This window comes from Flavobacteriales bacterium (assembly GCA_016700415.1).
Taxonomy (GTDB): domain Bacteria; phylum Bacteroidota; class Bacteroidia; order Flavobacteriales_F; family PHOS-HE28; genus PHOS-HE28.
In genome coordinates this window covers 2,169,335-2,190,969 of sequence record CP065018.1, presented here as the reverse complement: position 1 = coordinate 2,190,969, position 21,635 = coordinate 2,169,335, and the positions used below count along the sequence as shown (strand labels likewise).

16 protein-coding genes are annotated in these 21,635 nt (G+C 59.7%); 10 read left to right on the top strand and 6 right to left on the bottom strand.

The genetic code is table 11. The annotated features are described in order from the left end of the window. Window positions 1-27: 27 nt before the first annotated feature. Complete coding sequence (locus IPP95_09135; GenBank protein ID QQS71357.1) at window positions 28-717, bottom strand: NAD-dependent deacylase; 690 nt, start codon at window positions 715-717, stop codon at window positions 28-30. Between the two features lie 417 nt (window positions 718-1,134). On the opposite strand from IPP95_09135, the gene IPP95_09130 reads away from it, so the two are divergent. The 4 genes from IPP95_09130 to IPP95_09115 are packed head-to-tail and all read left to right on the top strand — an operon-like array spanning window position 1,135 to window position 9,843. Further along, entirely contained in the window at window positions 1,135-1,746 is a 612-nt protein-coding gene (locus IPP95_09130) for a Holliday junction branch migration protein RuvA (protein ID QQS71356.1), read from the top strand. Between the two features lie 19 nt (window positions 1,747-1,765). Then, complete coding sequence (gene sprA / locus IPP95_09125) at window positions 1,766-9,013, top strand: cell surface protein SprA (protein QQS71355.1); 7,248 nt, start codon at window positions 1,766-1,768, stop codon at window positions 9,011-9,013. A 47-nt stretch (window positions 9,014-9,060) separates the two neighbouring features. Continuing rightward, complete coding sequence (gene gcvH / locus IPP95_09120; GenBank protein QQS71354.1) at window positions 9,061-9,438, top strand: glycine cleavage system protein GcvH; 378 nt, start codon at window positions 9,061-9,063, stop codon at window positions 9,436-9,438. Window positions 9,439-9,462: 24 nt separating this feature from the next. After that, a complete protein-coding gene (locus tag IPP95_09115; GenBank protein ID QQS71353.1) occupies window positions 9,463-9,843 on the top strand; it encodes a VanZ family protein in 381 nt (126 codons plus the stop codon). Window positions 9,844-9,845: 2 nt separating this feature from the next. Here the strand turns inward: IPP95_09115 and IPP95_09110 are convergent, their stop codons facing one another. The 3 genes from IPP95_09110 to cysC all read right to left on the bottom strand — a co-directional run bounded on the left by IPP95_09110 (window position 9,846) and on the right by cysC (window position 12,768). Next, window positions 9,846-11,120 (bottom strand): GTP-binding protein, encoded by a 1,275-nt coding sequence (locus IPP95_09110; protein ID QQS71352.1) that lies wholly within the window; start codon window positions 11,118-11,120, stop codon window positions 9,846-9,848. Between the two features lie 128 nt (window positions 11,121-11,248). Next, complete coding sequence (gene cysD, locus IPP95_09105) at window positions 11,249-12,154, bottom strand: sulfate adenylyltransferase subunit CysD (protein ID QQS71351.1); 906 nt, start codon at window positions 12,152-12,154, stop codon at window positions 11,249-11,251. Window positions 12,155-12,159: 5 nt separating this feature from the next. Beyond that, window positions 12,160-12,768, bottom strand: a complete 609-nt coding sequence (cysC, locus tag IPP95_09100) for an adenylyl-sulfate kinase (protein QQS71350.1) — start codon at window positions 12,766-12,768, stop codon at window positions 12,160-12,162. A gap of 116 nt (window positions 12,769-12,884) precedes the next feature. Between cysC and deoC the strand changes: the two genes are divergently transcribed. From deoC to IPP95_09085, 3 genes are read left to right on the top strand one after another with little or no spacing between them, the layout of a single operon-like run. Then, the gene (gene deoC / locus IPP95_09095; GenBank protein QQS74237.1) at window positions 12,885-13,790 is read left to right on the top strand and encodes a deoxyribose-phosphate aldolase; all 906 of its coding nucleotides are present in this window, start codon (window positions 12,885-12,887) and stop codon (window positions 13,788-13,790) included. Window positions 13,791-13,828: 38 nt separating this feature from the next. Further along, a complete protein-coding gene (locus IPP95_09090; protein QQS71349.1) occupies window positions 13,829-14,398 on the top strand; it encodes an ORF6N domain-containing protein in 570 nt (189 codons plus the stop codon). Window positions 14,399-14,435: 37 nt separating this feature from the next. Continuing rightward, window positions 14,436-14,585 (top strand): hypothetical protein, encoded by a 150-nt coding sequence (locus tag IPP95_09085; GenBank protein ID QQS71348.1) that lies wholly within the window; start codon window positions 14,436-14,438, stop codon window positions 14,583-14,585. Window positions 14,586-14,635: 50 nt separating this feature from the next. Here IPP95_09085 and IPP95_09080 read toward each other — a convergent pair whose 3' ends face one another. Together IPP95_09080 and dprA are read right to left on the bottom strand one after the other, a co-directional pair. Then, window positions 14,636-15,967: a T9SS type A sorting domain-containing protein gene (locus tag IPP95_09080; GenBank protein ID QQS71347.1), complete on the bottom strand. Its 1,332-nt coding sequence runs from the start codon at window positions 15,965-15,967 to the stop codon at window positions 14,636-14,638. Window positions 15,968-16,167: 200 nt separating this feature from the next. Then, complete coding sequence (dprA, locus tag IPP95_09075; GenBank protein QQS71346.1) at window positions 16,168-17,277, bottom strand: DNA-protecting protein DprA; 1,110 nt, start codon at window positions 17,275-17,277, stop codon at window positions 16,168-16,170. Between the two features lie 59 nt (window positions 17,278-17,336). Here dprA and IPP95_09070 point away from each other — a divergent pair, with 59 nt between their 5' ends. Genes IPP95_09070 through IPP95_09060 form a run of 3 tightly spaced genes read left to right on the top strand, consistent with a single transcriptional unit; the run spans window position 17,337 to window position 21,604 of the window. Then, window positions 17,337-19,742 (top strand): TonB-dependent receptor, encoded by a 2,406-nt coding sequence (locus IPP95_09070; GenBank protein QQS71345.1) that lies wholly within the window; start codon window positions 17,337-17,339, stop codon window positions 19,740-19,742. Then, a complete protein-coding gene (gene kdsB, locus IPP95_09065; GenBank protein ID QQS71344.1) occupies window positions 19,739-20,503 on the top strand; it encodes a 3-deoxy-manno-octulosonate cytidylyltransferase in 765 nt (254 codons plus the stop codon). The genes IPP95_09070 and kdsB overlap by 4 nt, the downstream gene beginning before the upstream one ends. Before the next feature lie 51 nt (window positions 20,504-20,554). Then, window positions 20,555-21,604 (top strand): SPOR domain-containing protein, encoded by a 1,050-nt coding sequence (locus IPP95_09060; protein ID QQS71343.1) that lies wholly within the window; start codon window positions 20,555-20,557, stop codon window positions 21,602-21,604. The last annotated feature ends 31 nt before the right edge of the window (window positions 21,605-21,635 follow it).

Below are 21,635 nucleotides of genomic sequence, written 5' to 3'. Positions count from 1 at the left end.
CATGATGGTTGCTGTGGTGGCTTGCCTCTACTGACGCACATTTTCTTTCAGGAACCGGGCCAGCATGGGTACGCCTATGCTGGCTTTTTCCTTCCAGTGCCGGATGCGCGGCCCTTGGGTGCCAATATCCTGGGGATCTACCAGATGGACCTGGGCAAGGGGGGAGGCGGCGTGGAGCAGACCAGCTGCAGGGTAGACCTGTAAAGAGCTGCCGACAACCACCAATACGTCCGCCCCGGCCACCATCGCAGCAGCCTCTCCGAGCATCGGCACCTCTTCGCCGAACCACACGATATGGGGCCGCAATTGGGAACCCAAGGGGCACCGGTCCCCTAACTTCAGGTGTGTTGTGGTGAGGGGGATCACAATGTCGGGGTCCAATGTGCTGCGGGCCTTGAGGATCTCGCCATGGAGATGAAGCACCTCTTTGCTGCCCGCGCGTTCGTGCAGGTCATCGATGTTCTGGGTCACCACCCCTATGGAATGATGCTCTTGAAGCTCGGCGATCGCGAGATGGGCCGCGTTGGGCACCGCCTTCAGCACCTGTGCCCGGCGTTCATCATAAAAGCGGAGCACGCGTTCGGGGTCTTTGGCGAACGCTTCGGGCGTGGCCACTTCCTCGATGCGGTATTCCTCCCACAGGCCATCGCTGTCGCGGAAGGTGCGCAGGCCGCTCTCCGCACTGATGCCCGCGCCGGTGAAGAAGATGATACGCATGGTGCAAAGGTCTGGAGGACGAGTATCGTTGGTTTTTACCGCGAAGAACGCAAAGAGCGCAAAGGAATACAGACCGCAAAGGAATGCCTGCGGCATTCGAAGCAGCTTCGTCCATGCGCGGATAACGCTGAAAGAAATGATGAACGCAGATCTTAGGCGATCACGCGATCTGCAATTGAGATCCCATGATCCGCTCTGGATCAAGTCATAAAGCCCCGTGGGCACAACGGATGCGGCAATGTGATGAGAGGGCTTCGACCAGCGCTTTCGTGGTTTTATAGGGGCTCCTGCCGAATGGAATGTCGCAGTTCGGTAGTTCCGCTTATTTTGCAGCCCTTTTGGCCAAAACCCCACGCCCATAGTTCCACTTTTACCCTCCTCCCACGATCGCATAATCGAAGCGTTGGGAGGCCTTGAATGATAGACAGCCTGCGCGGCGAGATCGCGGAACGGACCCCCGCCCATGCGGTGGTGGAATGCAACGGCGTTGGGTACTTGGTACACATCACCGCCAATACCTACGGCGACCTGCCGCAGCGCGGCGCGTGCAAGCTGTTCATCCACTACACCGTTTCCATGGACGTGCGCAGTGGCCTGAGCGAGCATCGCCTGTACGGGTTCATGGACCAAGAGGAGCGCCATTTGTTCCGTCAGTTGATCAGCGTGCAGGGGGTGAGCAGCACCATCGGGTTATCCATTCTTGGTGCACGCCGTGCGGCGGACCTGCGCACGGCGATCATGCACGGGGATGAATCGGCTTTGAAGAGCGTGAAGGGGATAGGCCCCAAACTGGCCCAGCGGATCGTACAGGAATTGCGTGAAAAGCTATCCTTGGACCCGATCGAGAAACTCGCCGGGCCGGCATTGGGAGGGGGCAATACCCTGAGGTCCGAGGCGTTATCGGCCTTGATCTCCTTGGGGTTGGACAGGGCCAAGGCAGAGCGTTCGCTACAGCGGGTTCTGGACGAACGGAAGAACGACCCGCCGGAGGTGGAGGAATTGATCAGGCTTACCCTGAAGAACAGCTGAGCACGCTTTGGCGAGACTGATGACCGCATCCACCACGCTTCGGCCCCTGCTCCGCTCTTTTGCGTTGTTTGTCCTTATTGCTTTCACGGCCCGTGGTGCCTATGCCAACTGGACCTTCAACACCGTGCTCCAGGTAGACAGCCCGCAGACGGACCTCCATTACCCGATCGTCGACCCGCCCGCCACCGGGGATGAGAACACAGGCACCATCGACCTGGGCACGCCCAGCAACGTGACGAACGACGTGGTGTACGACCCGGTGACCGGCGAATACATCCTACGGAGCACAATGGGCGAGAACATCGATTACCGCCCGCCGCAGAGCATGACATTGGAGGAGTACATGAACTACGACATGTCGAAGTCCATGAAGACCTACTGGGCCGAGAAGAACGAGGAGGAGACCGACCGGGCGGCGAAGAGCCTGATCCCCAGCATCCAGATCCGGAACGAGACGTTCTGCCGGATCTTCGGCGGTTGCAACATCGACATCCGGCCACAGGGAAGCGCAGAGATCACCTTCGCGGTGAACACGAGCAAAACGGAGAACCCGCGGATACCGGTGGACCAGCGCAAGATCACCACCTTCGACTTCGACCAGAAGATCCAACTGAACTTAGTGGGCAACATCGGTGACAAGTTGAAGATCAACACCAGCTACAACACCGAGGCCACCTTCGATTTCGAGAACCAGGTGAAATTGAATTTCGCCGGGCACGACGACGACATCATCCAAAAGATCGAGGCGGGCAACGTGAGCCTGCCGCTCACCGGGCAGTTGATCCAGGGCAGCCAGAGCCTCTTCGGCCTGAAGACGGAGCTGAAGTTCGGAAGGCTCACGGCCACGGCCATCTTCAGCCAGGAGAAGGGCCAACGCAAGAATATCGCGGTGGCGGGCGGGGCACAGACCACCAACTTCAATATCAAGGCGGACGAGTACGAGGCCAACAAGTACTACTTTCTCAGCTACTATTTCCGCGACAACTACGAGAACGCCATGCGCACGCTGCCCACGGTGAGCAGTGGGGTGCAGGTGACCAAGGTGGAGGTGTGGGTCACCAACACGCGGAGCGACTACACGAACAACCGGAACATCGTGGCCTTCACCGATCTGGGCGAGGATGCCAGCGCGGCGAGCGTAGCGGCCAACCGGGTGAGCGCGAATCTGGTGAATGCAGGTCTGATCACCGACGGGCCGGGCAACGAGGCCTCCAACGGTGCCAACAGTCTGTATACCCAAGTGTCCAACAACGCGGGGATCCGATCCTTCACTGCGGCGGCGGCCTCCTTGCAACTGTTGGGCATGCAGGCCAGCAAGAATTATGAGAAGCTTGAGAGCGCGCGGCTCTTGAGCCTGAACGAATACACTTTGAACGAGCGCTTGGGCTTCATCGGGCTGAACCAGAACCTGAACAACGACGAGGTGCTGGCCGTGGCCTACCAGTACACGTTCCAAGGCCAGACCTATCAGGTGGGCGAGTTCAGCACGGACGGTATCGCTCCGCCCAAAGCGCTGATGCTGCGCTTGCTGAAAGCCACCATCACGGATCCGCGGCAGCCGCTGTGGGACCTGATGATGAAGAACGTTTATTCCTTGGGCGCCTTCCAGGTGAACCCGCAGGATTTCCGGTTGGAGCTGCTGTACAACAACCCCACCACCGGCGTGGACCTCAACTATGTCCCCAAACCGCCGATCGACCAGATCCCGTTGCTGCAGGCGCTCGGCCTGGACCGGCTGGACCAACAGGGCGGGCCCAACCCGGACGGATGGTTCGACTTCCAGGACAACGCCGCCACCATGGGCGGCACCATCAACTCCCAGAACGGCCGCATCTTCTTCCCGGTATTGGAGCCTTTCGGCAGCTACTTGGACAAGCAGTTGATCGGGCCCGACCCGAACAATCCCGTGCAGATCCCGATAGTGCGGAAGAACATCGTGTTCCAAGCCCTCTACGACAGCACGAAAACGGCCGCAGAGAACTTGCCGGAGCTGAACCGGTTCAAGCTCAAGGGCAGCTTCAAGAGCGCCAGCAGCGACGTGATCAGCCTCAACTCGGTGAACATCCCGCAGGGCTCCGTGAGCGTGACCGCCGGCGGCGTGAAACTGGTGGAGAACCAGGACTACACGGTGGACTACAACCTGGGCCGGGTGAAGATCCTCAACCAAGGCATCCTCGAAAGTGGTACACCGATCAATGTGAGCTTGGAGAGCAACTCCCTCTTCAGCATCCAGACCAAGACCTTGGCCGGCGCGCGGTTCGACTACAAGGTGAACAAGGACCTGGTGATCGGCGCCACGATCATGAACCTCTACGAGCGTCCGCTCACGCAGAAGGTGAACGTGGGGGATGAGCCGATCGCCAACACCATCCTGGGGCTGGACGCCAACTGGAAAAGCGAGAGCGGGCTGATCACCCGCTTGGTGGACAAGCTGCCGTTCTTCGACACGAAGGAGACGAGTTCCATCGATGCCAGCGGTGAGGCCGCTTACCTCATTCCCGGCCACAGCAAGGCCATCGGTGCCGCAGGAACCAGCTACATCGACGACTTCGAGGGCAGTGTGAGCAACATCGACATGCGCACCCAGAGCCAATGGTTCCTGGCACCGACGCCCATGGGCCAGACCGGCGACCTCTTCCCCGAGGGCGAATACATCAACGACCTCCGTACCGGCTTCAAGCGCGCCCTGATCGCCTGGTACGTCATCGACCCGCTGTTCTTCAACAACAACAACCTGAAGCCGCCCTTGCCGGACGGCTCCGATTCGGACAACCGCTCGCGCGAAGTCTTGGAACGCGAGGTGTTCCCCAACCGCCAGCTCGCTACAGGCACGCCCAGTAACATCCCCGTGTTCGATCTGGCGTACTACCCGACCGAGCGCGGCCCGTACAACTACAACCCGGCCTTGGGGGACAACGGTAACCTGCCGGATCCCGAAAGCAACTGGGCAGGGATCGAGCGCCGCGTGACCACCACGGACTTCGAGGCCAGCAACATCGAGACCGTACAGTTCTGGATGATGGACCCCTTCAATCCGGCAGCCAGCAATTCCCAAGGGGAGCCCGCGAGCAACGTGAATGCGCAGAACACCACCGGTGGCGACCTCTACATCAACTTGGGGAACCTCAGTGAGGACGTGCTGCGGGACAGCCGCAAGAGCTTCGAGAACGGACTGCCGAAAAACCCCAGCGACCAAGCGGCCACCACCGATCAGACCAACTGGGGCGTGGTGCCCACCACCCAGAGCGTGGTGAACGCCTTTGCCATCAGCGACCAGAACTCCTATCGCTACCAGGACGTGGGGATGGACGGCCTCGCCAATACGGACGGCAATGCTTTTCAGTCGGGGCTGAACGAGCAGAGTTTCTTCCAGCCATACCTGAACAACTTGGTCCCCGGTGCCCGCGCACGGTGGAACGGCGACCCCTCTGCGGATGATTACCACTACTTCCGCGGCGGCGACTACGACAGTCCGGCCCGTTCCATTTTGGAGCGGTATATGCGTTTCAACGGGCTGGAGGGCAATTCCATCACCGACGAGGACAGCCCGGAGAGCTATCCCTCACAGGCCACCACGCTGCCCACCACGGAGGACCTCAACCAGGACCAGAACCTCAGCGAGAGCGAGAGCTACTTCCAGTACCGTATCAAATTGAGGCCGGCGGACATGGTAGTGGGCCAGAACTTCATCACGGACCGGATCTTGGGCCATGCCCCGGGCGGGCAGGAAGTATACTGGTACCAGTTCAAAGTGCCGGTGCGGCAACCGCAGAAGGCGGTGAACGGGATCCAGGACTTCCGCTCGATCCGCTTCATGCGGCTCGTTGTCAAAGGCTGGGCACAGCCGGTGGTGTTGCGCTTTGCACGGCTGGATTTCGTACGCGGGGAATGGCGCAAGTACACACAGGGACTGGAGACGCCCGGTGAGATCATCGGCGGTGATCCGGACCAGACCACCTTCGACGTGGCGGCAGTGAACATCGAGGAGAACGGCAACCGTACACCGGTGAACTATGTGCTTCCACCCGGTATCAACCAGGAGACGGACATCGCCAGTGCGAACCTGCGCAGCCTCAACGAGCAATCCTTGGAGCTGAACACCTGCGGGCTGGGCGATGGGGATGCGCGGGCCGCGTTCCGTAACGTGAATTTCGACATCCGGAGCTACAAGAAGCTGCGGATGTACGTCCATGCGGAATCCGGCGACCCGGCCCGTCCGTTGGCCTACGGCGATGCGAGCGTCTTCATCCGGCTCGGCAACGACTACGCACAGAACTACTACGAATATGAGGTGCCGGTGGTGCCCTCCGCCTTCTATAACAACGATCCCTACAACGTATGGCCGGAGGCGAACAACATGATCATTGAGTTCGCCAAGCTGAACGACGTGAAGATCCAGCGCAACCAAGCGGGCTTCCCGGTGAACCAGCGCTACATACAGATGGACGGCGACCGGCGGGTGAGCGTTGTGGGCAACCCGAACCTGAGCCAGATGAACACCATCATGATCGGCATCAGGAACCCGAAGAAGGACGGGGATCAGGCCAATCCCTGGGCCAATGATGACGGCTCCTCCAAATGCGTGGAGGTGTGGGTGAACGAGCTGCGCCTAACGGACTTCGACCAGCGCGGCGGCTGGGCGGCCATCGCGCGTGTGAACACCACGTTGGCGGACCTGGGCACGCTGAGCGTGGCGGGCAACTACAGCACGCCGGGCTGGGGTGGCATCGATAAGAAGGTGAGCGAGCGGCAGCGCGACACCCGCTATGGCATCGACGTGAGCGCCAACCTGGAGATGAGCAAGTTCCTCCCGGAAAAGACCGGCGTGAAAGTGCCGATGTACTTGGGCTTTTCCGAGCAGGTGATCAATCCGCAGTACGATCCGCTCAACCCGGACATCGAATGGAACGATGCGACCCGCTCGCTTACGCGCGAGGAGAAGAAGCAACGGCTGAAGGAGCTGCGGACCTACACCCGGAGAAGGAGCATCAACTTCACCAACATCCACAAGGAAAAGGCCGCCGGGAGCAAGCGGGAGTACTTCTTCGACGTGTCCAACTTCGGTCTTTCCTATGCGTACGGCGACCAGGAATTCCATGATGTGAACACCCAGTACGAGAACACGCGCACCTATCGTGGCTCGTTGAACTACCAGCACAACCCAAAGCCCCGGCCGGTGAAGCCTTTCGAGAACGTCGCGTTCCTCGGCAACAGCAAATGGCTGCGGCTTATCAAGGACTTCAACTTCAACCTGGGCTTCAAGCAGCTCACCGCACGCACGGCGATCGACCGCAGTTACATGGAGCGCCTTATCCGGCCCAATCCGGACATTGAAAGCCTTCCCCCGGCGCCCACCTACAACAAGAGCTTCAACTGGACCAACCAGTACGGATTCCGCTACGAGCTGACCAAGAGCCTCAAGCTTGATTTCAACGCCAACAACAATTCCATCATCGGGGAGCCGGCAGGCCGGGTGAACAACGACGACCACGACGAATACAAGCTGTGGAAGGACAGCGTGCTCACCAGCCTGAAGAACTTCGGGGAGACCACCACCTACAATCACATCGTGAACCTCACCTACACCCTGCCGTTCGACAAGCTGCCGATCACCGACTGGATCACCGCGAACGCCACTTATGGCGCGGGATATCAGTGGGACCGCGCACCGCTGACCCAGGACAGCGTGGGCAACACCATCCAGAACTCGAGGAACATCAACCTCAACGGCCAGTTCAACTTCGTGAGCCTGTATAACAAGATCAAGTATTTCAAGAAGATCAACGACAAGGCCCGGGGCGGAGGCAATAGGTCGGCAAAAAGAGGCAGCCCCTCGAAGAAGGACGATGACAAGGACAAGGGCAAAGACAAGGACGGCCCGAAGATCAATCCCTTGGAAGGCTTGGCGCGCCTGTTGATGACAGTGCGTACCGGCACGTTCACCTACAGCCAGAACAGCGGTATCCTGTTGCCCGGCTGGGGGCGTGGTAGCAATGTGATCGGCATGGACCGCGGATTCGGGGCGCCCGGATTCGGCTTCATCCTGGGCGAGCAGAACCAGGACCTCAGCGGCAATTACGTGCGCGATTTCGCCAGTGAGGCCGCGAGCAAGGGCTGGTTAGTGGAGACCCCGAGCATCTACAATCCGTACACCAACACGCGTACCGAGACCATCAACGGTCGCCTTTCCCTTGAACCGTTCAAGGGCATGCGCGTGGAGCTGCTCGCCACCCGCACGCTCAGCGAGAACCGCAGTTCCTTCTTCCGTTGGAACGCCACCGAGCAGCGCTATGTGAACGACAGCCCGCGCGAATTCGGCAACTTCAGCGTCAGTACCATCAGTTGGGCCACCACCTTCAGCAATGACGACGACAACTTCGTGAACGGAAACTTCAGCAACATGCTCGCCGCAAGGCCGGTGATCAGCGAACGCCTTGGCACCTTGGACCCCGGGCGCAGCGGCCCCACCGACAGCCTCTACTATATCGGGTACGGTTCCACGAGCCAGGACGTGGTGATCGCTTCCTTCCTTTCGGCCTACACCGGGAAAAGCCCGAACAAGGTGCAGCTCAACCCCTTCAAGCTGATCCCGCTTCCGAACTGGGACCTCACCTACGACGGCCTCACCAAGCTCGACCTTTTCAAGAAGCTCTTCCGCACCTTCAGCGTGAAGCACAGCTACCGGAGTACGTTCAACATCGGCGGATACCAGACCAATCTGTTGTACGAAGAGGGAGGCAGTGTGCTGGACGCGGGCGGCAACTTCCTACCCGAGCGGCAGATCTCGGTGGTCACCTTGGCCGAGGTCATGCACCCCTTCATCGGTTTCGACGCCACGCTCCAGAACAGCCTGTTGGCCAAGTTCGAGTACAACCGCGACAGGAATCTCAGCCTCGGCCTCACCAACTACCAGGTCACCGAAGTGCGCGGAAAGGAATATGTGATCGGTAGCGGCTACCGGTTCAAGAACGTGAAGTTCCCCGTGGCGATCGGTGGCAAGACGCCGAAGAGCGACCTGAACCTTCGGCTGGACTTCAGCTGGCGCCAGAACAACACCGTGATCCGCAAGCTCCAAGAGCAACAGAACCAGGTGACCGCCGGGCAGGACATCATCTCGATGAAGGCGAGCGTGGACTATGTGATCGGCGAGCGGCTGAGTCTGCGTGTGTTCTACGAGCGGGTCATCAACAAGCCGGTCATCAGCACTTCATTCCCCAGTGCGAACACCAACATCGGCATAAGCCTGCGCTTCACTTTGACCCAATAAAGCATCTTTGCACTTCTTCATCGTGCAACCCAATCCAAAGCAAAACAATGAATATCCCAGCTGAACTGAAGTACACCAAGGACCACGAATGGGTCCGCGTTGAAGGTGAGGTGGCCGTTATCGGAATCACTGACCATGCCCAAAGCGAGCTCGGCGACATCGTATTCGTGGACATCAACACGGAAGGACAGGATGTGGCTCAGGAATCGGTCTTCGGAACCATCGAGGCGGTGAAGACGGTGAGCGACCTGTTCATGCCCGTCAGCGGAACGGTGACGGAGGTGAATGCGGCATTGGCGGACGACCCTGCGGCCGTGAACAAGGACCCTTACGGCAGCGGCTGGATCGTGAAGGTGAAGATCAAGGACGCCGCTGAGTTGGAGGGTCTCCTGTCCGCCGAGCAGTACCAAGAGTCCATTGGTTGATATGCCTCCTTTCGCGCTTGCCCCATGCGAGCGCTGATCCGGCGGCACGCTTGGCTACCGGCCACGCTCTGGGCCGTGGCGGTGCTCGTGCTCACCCTGATGCCGGGCCGTGACGTGCCGGCTTGGCCTTGGGCCGAGCAGGTGCAATTGGACAAGTTCGTGCATGCCTTCCTTTTCGGGATGCAAAGCCTGTTGCTGGGCTTGGCCTTGGCAAGCATGAGGTGGCGGTTCCGCATCGGCCCGCGGGCCCTTGGTGCCGTGCTGGCGATCGCCTACGGTGGCGTGATCGAGCTTTTACAGCAGGCCATGGGCCAAGGCCGGCAAGGTGATGTGCTGGACCTGCTGGCGGACGCAGCGGGCGCGCTATTTGGCTACGGCTTGCTGAGCTGGCGGGTCCGGAGGTAGGATCACAGGATCATCCCCGCCGCCACTGTTTCGTTGGTGCCCTCATCGATGAGGATCAAGCTGCCGGAATTCCTATTGCGCGTGTAGTTGTCGAAGTGAAGGGGCACGGTGGTGCGAAGCTGCACGCGACCGATGTCGTTCATTCCGATCACCTTGTCATCCTCATTCTTGCGCAAGGTGTTGATGTCCATCTTATAGGTCACCTCCTTCACCATGCAGCGTGCGTCACGGGTGGTGTGCTTCACCGCATACTTGCCATTGGGCTGTAGCGGGCGTTCGTTCAGCCAGCAGAGCATCACGTCGATGTCCTGGCTGCTATGCGGCAGGTTGTGCGGGCTCACGATCATATCGCCGCGGCTGATGTCGATCTCGTCGGAGAGCGCCATCACTACGCTTTGCGGCGCGAAGGCCTCCACTACTTCACGCTCGCCCAAGTGAATGCTCTTGATGGTGCTTTGGAATCCGCTGGGAAGTACCTGCACAGCGTCCCCCGTGCGGAAAATGCCGCCGGTGATCTGGCCTGCGAAACCGCGGAAGTCATGCCACTCATCGGTCATCGGACGGATCACGTGCTGCACGGGGAAGCGGCGGTCGATGTGGTTGAGGTCGCCCGCGATGTGGATGTTCTCCAGCAGGTACATCAGGGTGGAGCCTTGGTACCAGTCCATGCGTGCGCTGCGGTGTACCACGTTGTCGCCCTTCAGCGCGCTGATGGGGATGAAATTGAGGTCCCGGGCTTCCAGTTTGCTACTGAAGTCCTCCAACTCGCTCTGGATCTTCTTGAAAACCGCCTCGTCATAGTCCACGAGGTCCATCTTGTTGATGCAGAACACCACGTGCGGAATGCCCAGCAACGAAGCGATGAAGGCGTGGCGGTTGGTCTGCTCTTGAATGCCTTTGCGGGCATCCACGAGTATGATCGCGAGGTTCGCGGTGCTCGCGCCGGTCACCATGTTGCGCGTGTACTGGATGTGCCCCGGCGTATCGGCGATGATGAACTTGCGCTTGGGCGTGGCGAAGTAGCGGTAGGCCACATCGATCGTGATGCCTTGTTCGCGCTCGGCGCGGAGGCCGTCGGTCAGCAGGCTCAGGTCCACCTCACCGCTGCCGCGCTTGGAGCTGGCTTGTTCCACGGCCTCCATCTGGTCGTCGAAGATCGCACGGCTGTCGTACAGCAGGCGCCCGATCAATGTGCTCTTGCCGTCATCCACGCTGCCCGCCGTTGTGAAGCGCAGGAGGTCCATGTCCAAATAGCCGTGGGAAGAATTATTGCTCATTATTGCTGTTGGCGTGTTGCGAGTTGACGAGTTACGGGTTGGCGTGTTGGTCTGTTAGGAGTTACGGGTTGAGGTGTTGGTAAGCGTTGCGAACCCGTTAACCCGTAACCTGTTAACCCGTAACGGATCTAGAAATATCCTTCTTTCTTCCTGTCCTCCATAGCCGCCTCACTGCGCTTATCGTCCATGCGCGTGCCGCGCTCAGTAGTACGTGTGGAAGCCACTTCCTCGATGATCTCTTCGAGCGTTGATGCCGGTGAATCCACCGCGCCGGTGCAGCTCATGTCACCGATGGTGCGGAAGCGGACGCGCTTCATGAAGGGTTTTTCAGTCGGCTTCAGATGCATGAAGGGCGAGTTGGCATAGAGCACGCCGTCGCGCTTGAATACTTCGCGCTCATGGCTGAAGTAGATGTTCGGGATATCGATGTTCTCCAGCAGGATGTATTGCCACACGTCCATCTCCGTCCAGTTGCTGATGGGGAACGCGCGGAAATGCTCGCCCGGACGCTTTCTGCCGTTGTACAAATTCCAGAGTTCCGGGCGCTGGTTTTTCGGGTCCCATTGGCCGAACTCATCGCGGTGGCTGAAGACGCGCTCCTTGGCACGGGCCTTCTCCTCATCGCGGCGGGCACCGCCGATGGCGCAGTCGATCTTGTTCGTTTCGATGGCCTCCAGCAGGGTGCCTATCTGCAGCTTGTTCCGGCTGGCATGGAATCCCGTCTCCTCCTGCACCTTGCCCTCGTCGATGCTCTTCTGCACGCTGCCCACCAGCAATGTTGCACCTTGCTCCTTCACCAAGCGGTCGCGGAACTCGATGGTCTCACTGAAGTTGTGGCCCGTGTCCACATGCAGTAATGGGAAGGGCACCTTGGCGGGGAAGAACGCCTTGCGCGCGAGATGGAAGCAGAGAATGCTGTCCTTGCCGCCACTGAACAGCAGCGTGGGGTTGTCGAACTGCGAGGCCACTTCCCGGAGGATGTGCATGCTCTCGCTTTCGAGTTCTTTCAAATGGGTCAGTCGGTAGGAATGCATGTGTGTCAATTCCGTTTGATGCGCGGCAAGAGGTATTGGAACAGTTTCTCCGCCGCCACGTCCGCGCTGCGGCCCACGGTCGTCAGGTGCAGGGCGGGGAATGGCGGAGGCTCAAAGGGTGCGCTGATGCCGGTAAAATCCTTGATCTCGCCTGCGCGTGCCTTGGCATAAAGTCCTTTCACGTCGCGGCGTTCGCATTCTTCCAGCGGGGTATCCACGAAGATCTCCGAAAAGTCGGCCTCTCCGATGATCGAGCGGGCCTGCTCGCGGATGGCGACGGTCGGGCTTACGAAGCAGCAGATCACCACGGCGCCGTTCTGTGCGAACAGCTTGGCCACCTCGGCGACGCGGCGGATGTTCTCCGAGCGGTCAGCATCGCTGAAGCCGAGGTTGTTGTTGATCCCGGCACGGACATTGTCCCCATCGAGCACCACGGCGTAGCGGCCTTCGGTGTGGAGGCGTTGTTCCAGCGCGATGGCGATGGTGCTTTTTCCGCTGCCGCTCAGCCCGGTCATCCAGACCACGCAGCCACGTTGGCCCAACAAGGTCTCCTTGTCGGCCCGCTGGAGCAGGCGATCGGCAATGGGGTGGATATGCTCCGGGACGTTTGTCATGTTTCGGGCCGCGAAGGTACCGCTAATGAGGCATTCGTGAAGGCCCCGATGCTTCACGAACCATTGGTCTTCATCTTATCTTTGGCGGTAGCATGAGCAATACCGTACAGAAGAGCATGACGCGCGCCATTCCCGCGCCCGGTCATATCCCCACCATCGACCAAGTGGGCATCGAGGAGCGCGTCGCCCGCATCAAGACGCGCAGCATCAAAAAGGAAACGAAGGTGCAGGGGATGAAGCTCGCCCTGAGCATGATCGACCTCACTACGCTCGAAGGCGCGGACACGCCCGGCAAGGTGCGCCAGCTCTGCTACAAGGGCATCCACCTGCACGACTCGCTTCCCGGCCTGCCCACCGTGGCCGCCATCTGCGTGTATCCCACCTTGGTGAAGACCGCCAAGAAGGCCTTAGGTGACAGCGGCGTGAAAGTGGCCGCCGTGGCCACCGCCTTCCCCAGCGGACAGGCGCCCAAAGCCGTGAAGATCGCCGACACCAAATTCGCTGTCAGCGAAGGTGCCGACGAGATCGACATGGTGATCTCCCGCGGTCATTTCCACAGCGGCGAGTACAATTTCGTAGCCGATGAGATCGCCGCGGTGAAGGAGGTCTGTGGCGAGGCGCGGCTGAAGGTGATCTTGGAGACCGGCGAACTCGGCACTTACGACAAGGTGCGCTTGGCGAGCGATATCGCCATCGCGGCCGGGGCCGATTTCATCAAGACCAGCACGGGCAAGATCAGCCCCGCCGCCACCATGGAAGTAACGCTGGTGATGCTGCACGCCATCCGCGACCACTATTTGAAGACCGGCGTAATGATCGCGATGAAGCCCGCTGGCGGGATCCGCACCAGCAAGCAGGCACTGCACTACCTGATGATGGTGAAGGAGGAACTCGGCCCCGAATGGCTGGACAACCACTGGTTCCGTTTCGGTGCCAGCAGCTTGGCCAACGACATCCTCATGCAGCTGGAGAAAGAGGCCACCGGCAGGTACCAGAGCGCGGACTACTTCAGCGTGGATTGATCGTCGTTGAATGTCGGTTTGACACGAGACTTCCGCCTATGAAAGAGCTCGTTTCTTCTGATCGCATCGAAAGCGTTATCCTCGAGTTCAGAGGGGTGAAGGTGATGCTCGACCAAGACTTGGCCGAACTCTACGAAGTAGAGACCAAGTACCTCAAACGGCAGGTGAAGCGCAACATCGAACGCTTCCCCTTGGACTTCATGTTCGAGTTGAGCACCGAGGAGTTCGAGAACTTGAGGAGCCAACTTGGCACCTCAAGTTGGGGCGGAACGCGCTATGCGCCAATGGCCTTCACTGAGCAAGGCATCGCACAACTCTCCAGCGTGCTCAATAGTCCGCGTGCCATCGCAGTGAACATTCAGGTCATCCGCCTCTTTACCCGCATGCGCGAAGTGCTCTCCACGCACAAGGAACTCTTGTTGCAGTTGGAGAAGCTGCGCGGCACGGTAACGCATAACACCCGTGACATCAAGGTGGTCTTCAACCTGCTGAAGAAAATGCAGGCGGAGGAACGCAACCGCTTGCTGCTTGTACAGATCGCAAAGGAAAAGAAGAAACACAGGCCGGTGGTAGGGTTCAAGACGGATAAGGACAAGCCGGAGCAGTAGTGTCCCCCAATAGAGCAAGCAGGCGCTGCACTATCTGATGATGGTGAAAGAGGAACTCGGCCCGGAATGGTTGGACAACCACTGGTTCTGCTTCGGTGCCAGCAGTTTGGCCAACGACATCCTCATGCAGTTGGTAAAGGAAGCCACAGGTAGGTACCAGAGCGCGGACTACTTCAGCGTTGATTGACCTGTTCAGGCTCCGCCTCTGGATCGGAGACCCTTTCGGAGCTTCAGGTACTACCGCTTCACCACCACCGTCCTGTAGCGCTGACCTTCAGCTCGGACTTCCAACAAATACATCCCTTGCGCAAGGCCGGTCAGATCTACGCTCAACTTTTCGGGCCCGGAGGTGTACGCAACAGGCGCGGCCATGCGCTTGCCGGCCATGTCCGTCACGATCACGGCTGAAGACCGCTTCCCAGTGGGTAATTGCACGGAAACGAGATCCGTTGTGGGGTTCGGGAAGACGCTGAGCACATCCTTTTCCCCAACGCCGACCGAAGTGATCAATTGGCAGAACCGGACCGAGGGGGCCACAGTGCCTAAATTGTAGTCCACCACCGGGAAATTCAGGGACAACGGGGTCTGGTCGCAGAACTGGAAATCACCGGTCATGTTCCCGGCATTGACCGATGAGTCCTGCACGCTCCAGTAACCCGAGGAATCCCCGGTCACCAGGTCGAAATTGTACCAACTGTCACCGATGGTCACCGTCCCGTCGTTCGTGAACACGGCCGCCGGCAAGGGTGGAACGGTCAGTGACCCGTTCAAAAAACTTACCGCCAATGTCACCGCACCTCCGGGGTAATTGAAGAAATCGTCGGCATTGGTCATGCTGCCCGTGCCCGTGAGGGTCCCGTAGTTGTGGAACACCCCTGCGCGATTGGTCATGTCATTGAACTGGACCTCGCCATTATTGGTGTAGGTGCCCGCATTGGTGAAGGCGACATGCTCCAGGATCCCGTCGTTCGTCAGGTTCCCCGCATTGTACAGGCTGTCGGCCGTAATGTGCGCCGTCGGCCCGTTGGTCAGGGTGCCTTGGTTGTACAAGCTGTCCACCCCCGTCACGGTGCCGAGGTTATTGAAGGTCAGCCCCGTGTAGATGGTGGCATGCTCCAATGCACCGCTGTTGGTGTACGACCCCATGTTGAGCAAACTGTCCGTGCCGCTGATGGTGCCGGTGTTCTCAATGGCGGCATAGTTGGCATAGGACCTGATCTGTGCGGTCCCCGAGTTTGTGAAACTGCCCCCTTGCACCTGCATGAGGTCGATGCTGAAGTTTCCGCTGTTAGAGAAGGCGCCACCGGTCATGAGCATGCTGCGTGGTACGGCATCCTGGATCAGCGCCCCCGAAGCATTGATGGTGATGGAGCCTGAAAGAGGTCCCAGGTCGTTGTTCAAGGTCACCTGGTGGTTGATGGTGATGTGCATGCCCGGCGTCGGGAGGCAGAGGCAGTCCCACGTCGTGGGCATGTAGTAGAGGCCATTGGCCACACTGGCAATGTTCTGCGCTTGGGAAGCAAGGCTGCACAGGAGCAGCAACGTGACGGCTGAAATGGTTCGTTTCATTTCGTGATCGGGGTGGATGGACATGCGCACCAAAAGTCGTCATTCATCGGATACTGGTTCTGATGTACGTCATGCCAAGGGTCAAGCACACTTTGGCGCGAGACTTCTGCCTTCGGTACTCTGCGTTCCAAGCGGATGTCTCGTGCTTTTGAGCGGATCCGGCAACGGCATTTAGGAGACTCGGTCTCCGCACTACAAATTCAATTCAACGCATAAACCTTCCCCGGAAGACTCCGCACCACGCCATTGAACTCCAGGTTCAGCAGGATGCCTGCGGCCTTATGTGGCAGCATTTGGCTGCGGAAACAGAGCGTGTCGATATCGATCTTGCCCTGCGCCTTGATGAGGTCCACCAGTGTCTGTTCGTCCGGCATCAGGTCTGTGAACAGCGCGCTCTGGACAGCGACCTTCTTCTTGGTCTCGGGCAGCCATTCCATCAGCTTCAGCACGTCCTGTGCGCAGGTGATCAGGTGCGCCTTGTTCTGCTGGATCAGACGGTTGCAGCCAGTGCTGTACGTGTCGGTGGGCCTGCCGGGGAAGGCCATTACATCGCGGTCGTAGCTGTCGGCGATGTCTGCTGTGATGAGGGAGCCGCCTTTGGGGCCGCTCTCCACCACGATGGTGCAGTCGCTGAGGCCCGCGATCACGCGATTGCGCGCGGGGAAGTTGCCCGGTGCGAAGGTGGAGCCGCTGGTGAGTTCGCTGATCAGGGCGCCTTGGCCACACATCTCTTTCGCAGTGGCGGCGTGCTCGCCGGGATAGAGCTTGTCCAGACCGTGCGCCACGCAGCCCACGGTGCTCAGCCCGTTCCGCAAGGCCGATCGGTGGGCGATGATGTCGATGCCATAGGCCAGGCCGCTCACGATCATCGCGCCACTGGGGGCGAGGCCTTCCACCAGCTCTTCGCAGAAGCGCTTGCCGTGTTCCGTGGGCGTGCGGGTGCCCACGATGGAGACGCTGCGCGGCGGGTCCAGTTCCGCCTTCCCCTTCACGAAGAGCAGCACCGGCGCATCATCGCAATGGCGGAGGCGCTTGGGGAAATCCTCATCCAAGTAGAAGAGCATCCGCAGCTTGTTCGTGCGCACGAAGGCGAGCTCCCGCTCGGCGGCCTTGATCACCGAGCTGCCGAGGATCGAACCGGCCAGCACCTTGCCGATACCGGGCACTTTTTCCAACGAGCGCCGTACCGCCTTGTCGGTGAAAAGCGGATCCACGCCACCGCAATAGGCCACGAGGTTGCGCGCGTTCACCGGCCCGATGCCTTTGAGCAACGAGAGCGCGATGCGGTGGATCAATTGGCGGTCATCCATGTTTGCATGCTGTCGATCGCTACATTCGCCGTCAACGCACGTCGCCCAAAATACACTTGATGAGGATTTTTTCGATGGTGCTGGCCACCTTCGGTCTCTTGACCGTGCAAGCTCAGTCGGACGCATCCCGGGGTGGGCGTGTCACCGGCTCTGTCGGGGATTTCAAGGACCGTACCGCCATTCCGGGCGCGGTAGTCTCCTTTGGCGGTGTCAAGGCGGTGAGCACCAATGACAGCGGGCGGTTTGCCATCAACCTTCCTGCGGGGCACTACACGGCCGTAGCGCGTTTCATCGGCTATGCGGACCGCAGCCTGCCGGTGGATGTACCAGCGGACGGGACGGTGAACTTGGACGTCCTGTTGATCCCTTCCACTTCGCAGTTGGACATGGTGGTGGTGAGCGCGGGGAAGTTCGAGCAGCGGGTAGGCGAGGTGACCCAGTCCTTGAGCGTTCTGCCTGCGTCGATCGTACGAGATAAAAACACCACCAACCTGAACAGTGCGCTGGATCAGGTGCCGGGTGTAGTGGTGGTGGATGAGGACCCGCAGATCCGTGCCGGCAGCGGATTCAGCTACGGCGCGGGCAGCCGCGTGATGATGCTGGTGGACGGCATGCCGATCCTCAGCGGGGACATCGGGCGACCGAACTGGTCGTTGCTGCCGATCGAGGATATTGAGCAGGTGGAGGTGATCAAGGGTGCGAGCAGTGTGCTATACGGCAGCGCGGCCCTCAGCGGCGTCATCAACGTCCGCACGGGCTGGCCGACCGATTCCCCCAAAACACGGGCGACGGTCTTCGGCGGAGTCTATGACACGCCCGGGAACCCGGATTCCAAGTGGTGGGGCCCCAGCCCGCCGTTGACCACGGGGGCCAGTTTTTACCATGGCCAGCGCTTCAAAAAGTTCGACCTCGTGATCGGAGGCAATGCCTTCGGCGATCAGGGTTATGTGGGACCGGAGCGCGTTCCGGCGGATACGGTCAGAAAGGATCCCTATCGGCTCGGGAAAGGCGGCTATGACCATCGCGTGCGGTTCAATTTTGCCACGCGCTGGCGCAACCAGAAGTTGAAGGGCCTTAACTACGGCCTAAGCGGGAACGTGATGAAGAGCCACAGCACCAGCGTCTTCCTCTGGGATAATTTGAACGAGGGCCTCTACCGGCCCATGCCGAACACAATGACCAACACGATCGGTACCCAGTTCTATCTCGATCCTTTTGTGGAATACACCGGCCCGAAGGGCACGCGGCACAGCCTGCACGGCCGCTGGTACCGGCAGGATTTCGAAAATGACAACAATCAGAGCAATGCCAACGACATGCTCTACGGCGAATATCAGTACCAGGAGAAATTCGAATTTTTCGGGCCGACCACGGTGACCTTGGGCGTCACGGGGCAGCAGGTTTCCAGCCATTCGGTGCTGTACGTTGGCGATGGGGGAGGCGATGGGGAGAACACCGCCACCAACCTTGCGGGCTACTTGCAGGTGGACAAGAAGTTGATGGGCAAAGTGGCGGTGAGCGCCGGGGTACGCTACGAGCAATTCACGGTGAATGACTTCAAGCAGGCGGAACCGGTTTTCCGTGCCGGGGCCACCTACCAGATGTTCGAGGGTACCTTTCTGCGGGCCAGTTACGGGCAAGGGTTCCGCTTCCCCACCATCGGCGAGCGCTACATCCTCACCTCCGTGGGCTCGCTGCACATCTATCCCAACCCCGATCTGCAACCGGAGACGAGCGTGAACATGGAGGTCGGGGTCAAGCAAGGCTTCAAGATCGGCAACGTCACCGGTTATGTGGACCTGGTGGCGTTCCGGCAAGATTTCGACCGGTATGTGGAGTTCACCTTCGGCCAATGGGGCGAGGACCGATCCCTTGCGAACTTGGTGGGGCTTGGTTTCAAGAGCGTCAATACCGGCGGTGCACGCATCACGGGCACCGAATTGGAATTGGCCGGCAAGGGAAATGTCGGGGCCGTGGAACTGGGCTTGTTGCTGGGCTACACCCACACCCTGCCTGTGAGCACCACACCGGATGAGGCCTATGCCCGGTACACCACCACCACGGGCGCGGTAGAGGAAGTGAGCTATGCCAACACCAGTTCGTATACCAAGGACGAGGTCCTCAAATTCCGGGTGCAGGACCTGTTCCGCGGCGATGTCGGGGCCGACTGGAAGCGGTATTCCGCAGGGGTCAGTGTGCGGTACAACAGCCATGTGCGCAACATCGACGAAGCGTTCATCCTGTTCGAGAAGTACGGATATCTGGGGGATGTGGGCATTGAAAAATGGATGGAAACGCACACCACGGGTGATTGGATCACGGATGTACGGGTCGGCTATGCCCTCACCACGCAGTTCAAGGCCTCGTTCATCGTGAACAACCTCAGCAACGAGGTCTATGCCATTCGGCCCATGGCGATCGAGGCACCCCGGAGCTTCCAGATCATGTTGGCGCTCGATATATGACCGGAGTGGAGCGTATCCTCGGGGTGATCCCCGCCCGGTATGCCAGCAGCAGGCTTCCCGGAAAGCCTTTGCTGGACATCGCCGGGAAGAGCATGGTGCAGCGCGTTGTGGAACAGGCCAAGCGGTCCAAAAGTCTTTCCGCCGTTGTTGTGGCCACGGATGACCAGCGGATCGTGGACCATGTACAAGCGTTCGGAGGCAAGGCCGTGTTGACTTCCGCGGACCATCCCAGCGGAACGGACCGCTGCTGGGAAGCGCTGGAACTGATGGGTGCCCGGAACTTCGATGGCGTGGCGAATATCCAAGGTGATGAGCCGTTCATCGAGCCTGAGCAGATCGACGAGGTATGCGTCTGCCTCAGGCAGCCGGAAGTTGCCATCGCCACCTTGGCCCAACGAGTAAATGACGACCATGATCTGGAGGACACGGGCGAGGTGCTCGTCACTGTGGACGTACACATGAACGCGCTCTACTTCAGTCGTGCCGCGATCCCATTTCTCCGGAACCCGACGGCCGCGCCACGCCACGAGCAGTTCCGCTATTTGAAGCATGTTGGCCTGTACGCATACACCGCCGCGTCCTTGGAACGGATCGTGCAATTGCCGCCTTCAACGCTGGAGGTTGCCGAATCCTTGGAACAACTGCGCTGGTTGGAGAACGGGGTGCCGGTGCGCGTCGGTCCCACGGAGCATCCCTCTTTCTGCGTGGACACGCTAGCGGACCTGGACCGGGCGAGGCGGATGGCGGAAGGCCACCGATAAACGCAGGAAGGTTATAGCGGCCCGCCCATTCGCTTAGTTTTGACCCATCTCATGCCACTCGATCGCGACATACACCACTTGCTCTTTCAGCATGACTGCGTGATCGTGCCTGGCTTTGGCGGCTTTTTGACCCACTATCGTCCGGCGCGATTGGACGAGCAACGCCATCTGGTGCATCCGCCGTCCAAGGACCTCAGCTTCAACAAACACCTCGTGCGGCAGGATGGCCTGCTGGTGGACCAACTGGTGCGGCGAGAGGGGCTGGATTTCCAACAGGCCAAGACCAGGATCGAAGAGGAGGTGACGGAGTGGAGCGAGAAGCTGCAACGGCAAGGGCGTCTGGAAGTGCTTCAAGTCGGCACGTTCTTTTTAGATCACGAACAGAATCTGCAGTTCGAGCCGGATCGGCGCGTGAATTTTCTCAAGGATGCGTACGGTCTGCGCCCTGTGGCGGCGGTGCCCATAGTAAGGCCGGACATACTGCCGAAAGCAGCCGCTGTGCCCTTGGCTGAACCGGAAGCTGATACCGAAGAAAGTAGGCGGACCCCGGCCTTCCTGGCCGCAGCGGCCACCATCGCCATCCTGCTGACCGCCGCTACTTGGTGGGTCGTGGGCACCTCCGGTCCGAAAGGCATCGCATGGAGCGGTTTCGACCTTTTGCGAAGTAATGAGCCGGCACGATATGTCCTTCCGGGAGCGCCTCTTGCACAGACGGCAGCTCCGGTGGAAGCATCGATATGGTCGGCACCGGCGGACATGCACGGGATCCATGAAATGCCCATTGCAGGACCGGACGTGGCCACGGTGGTGGTGGACTTCGGCCAAGCGCCGGCAAAGGCTGAACCGGAAAGCACGGCCGTGGACACACCGGCCGTTCAGTCCCGATATCACATCATTGGTGGCTGCTTCCTGGAAAAGGAGAACGCGGACCGCTTCATATCCGAACTTCAGGCCAAGGGTTTTGCAGCCTCATTGGTCGATCGGAAAGGCGGATTGTACCGCGTTGCGTATGGCAGCTATCCATTGAAGTCAACCGCAGTGGAAGCCTTGGAGGCCGTCCGTAAGGAGGAAGCTCCGGATGCTTGGATGCTCGTGAAGTGATCCGCCCGGTCCATTGGCCTTAATTTTGTGT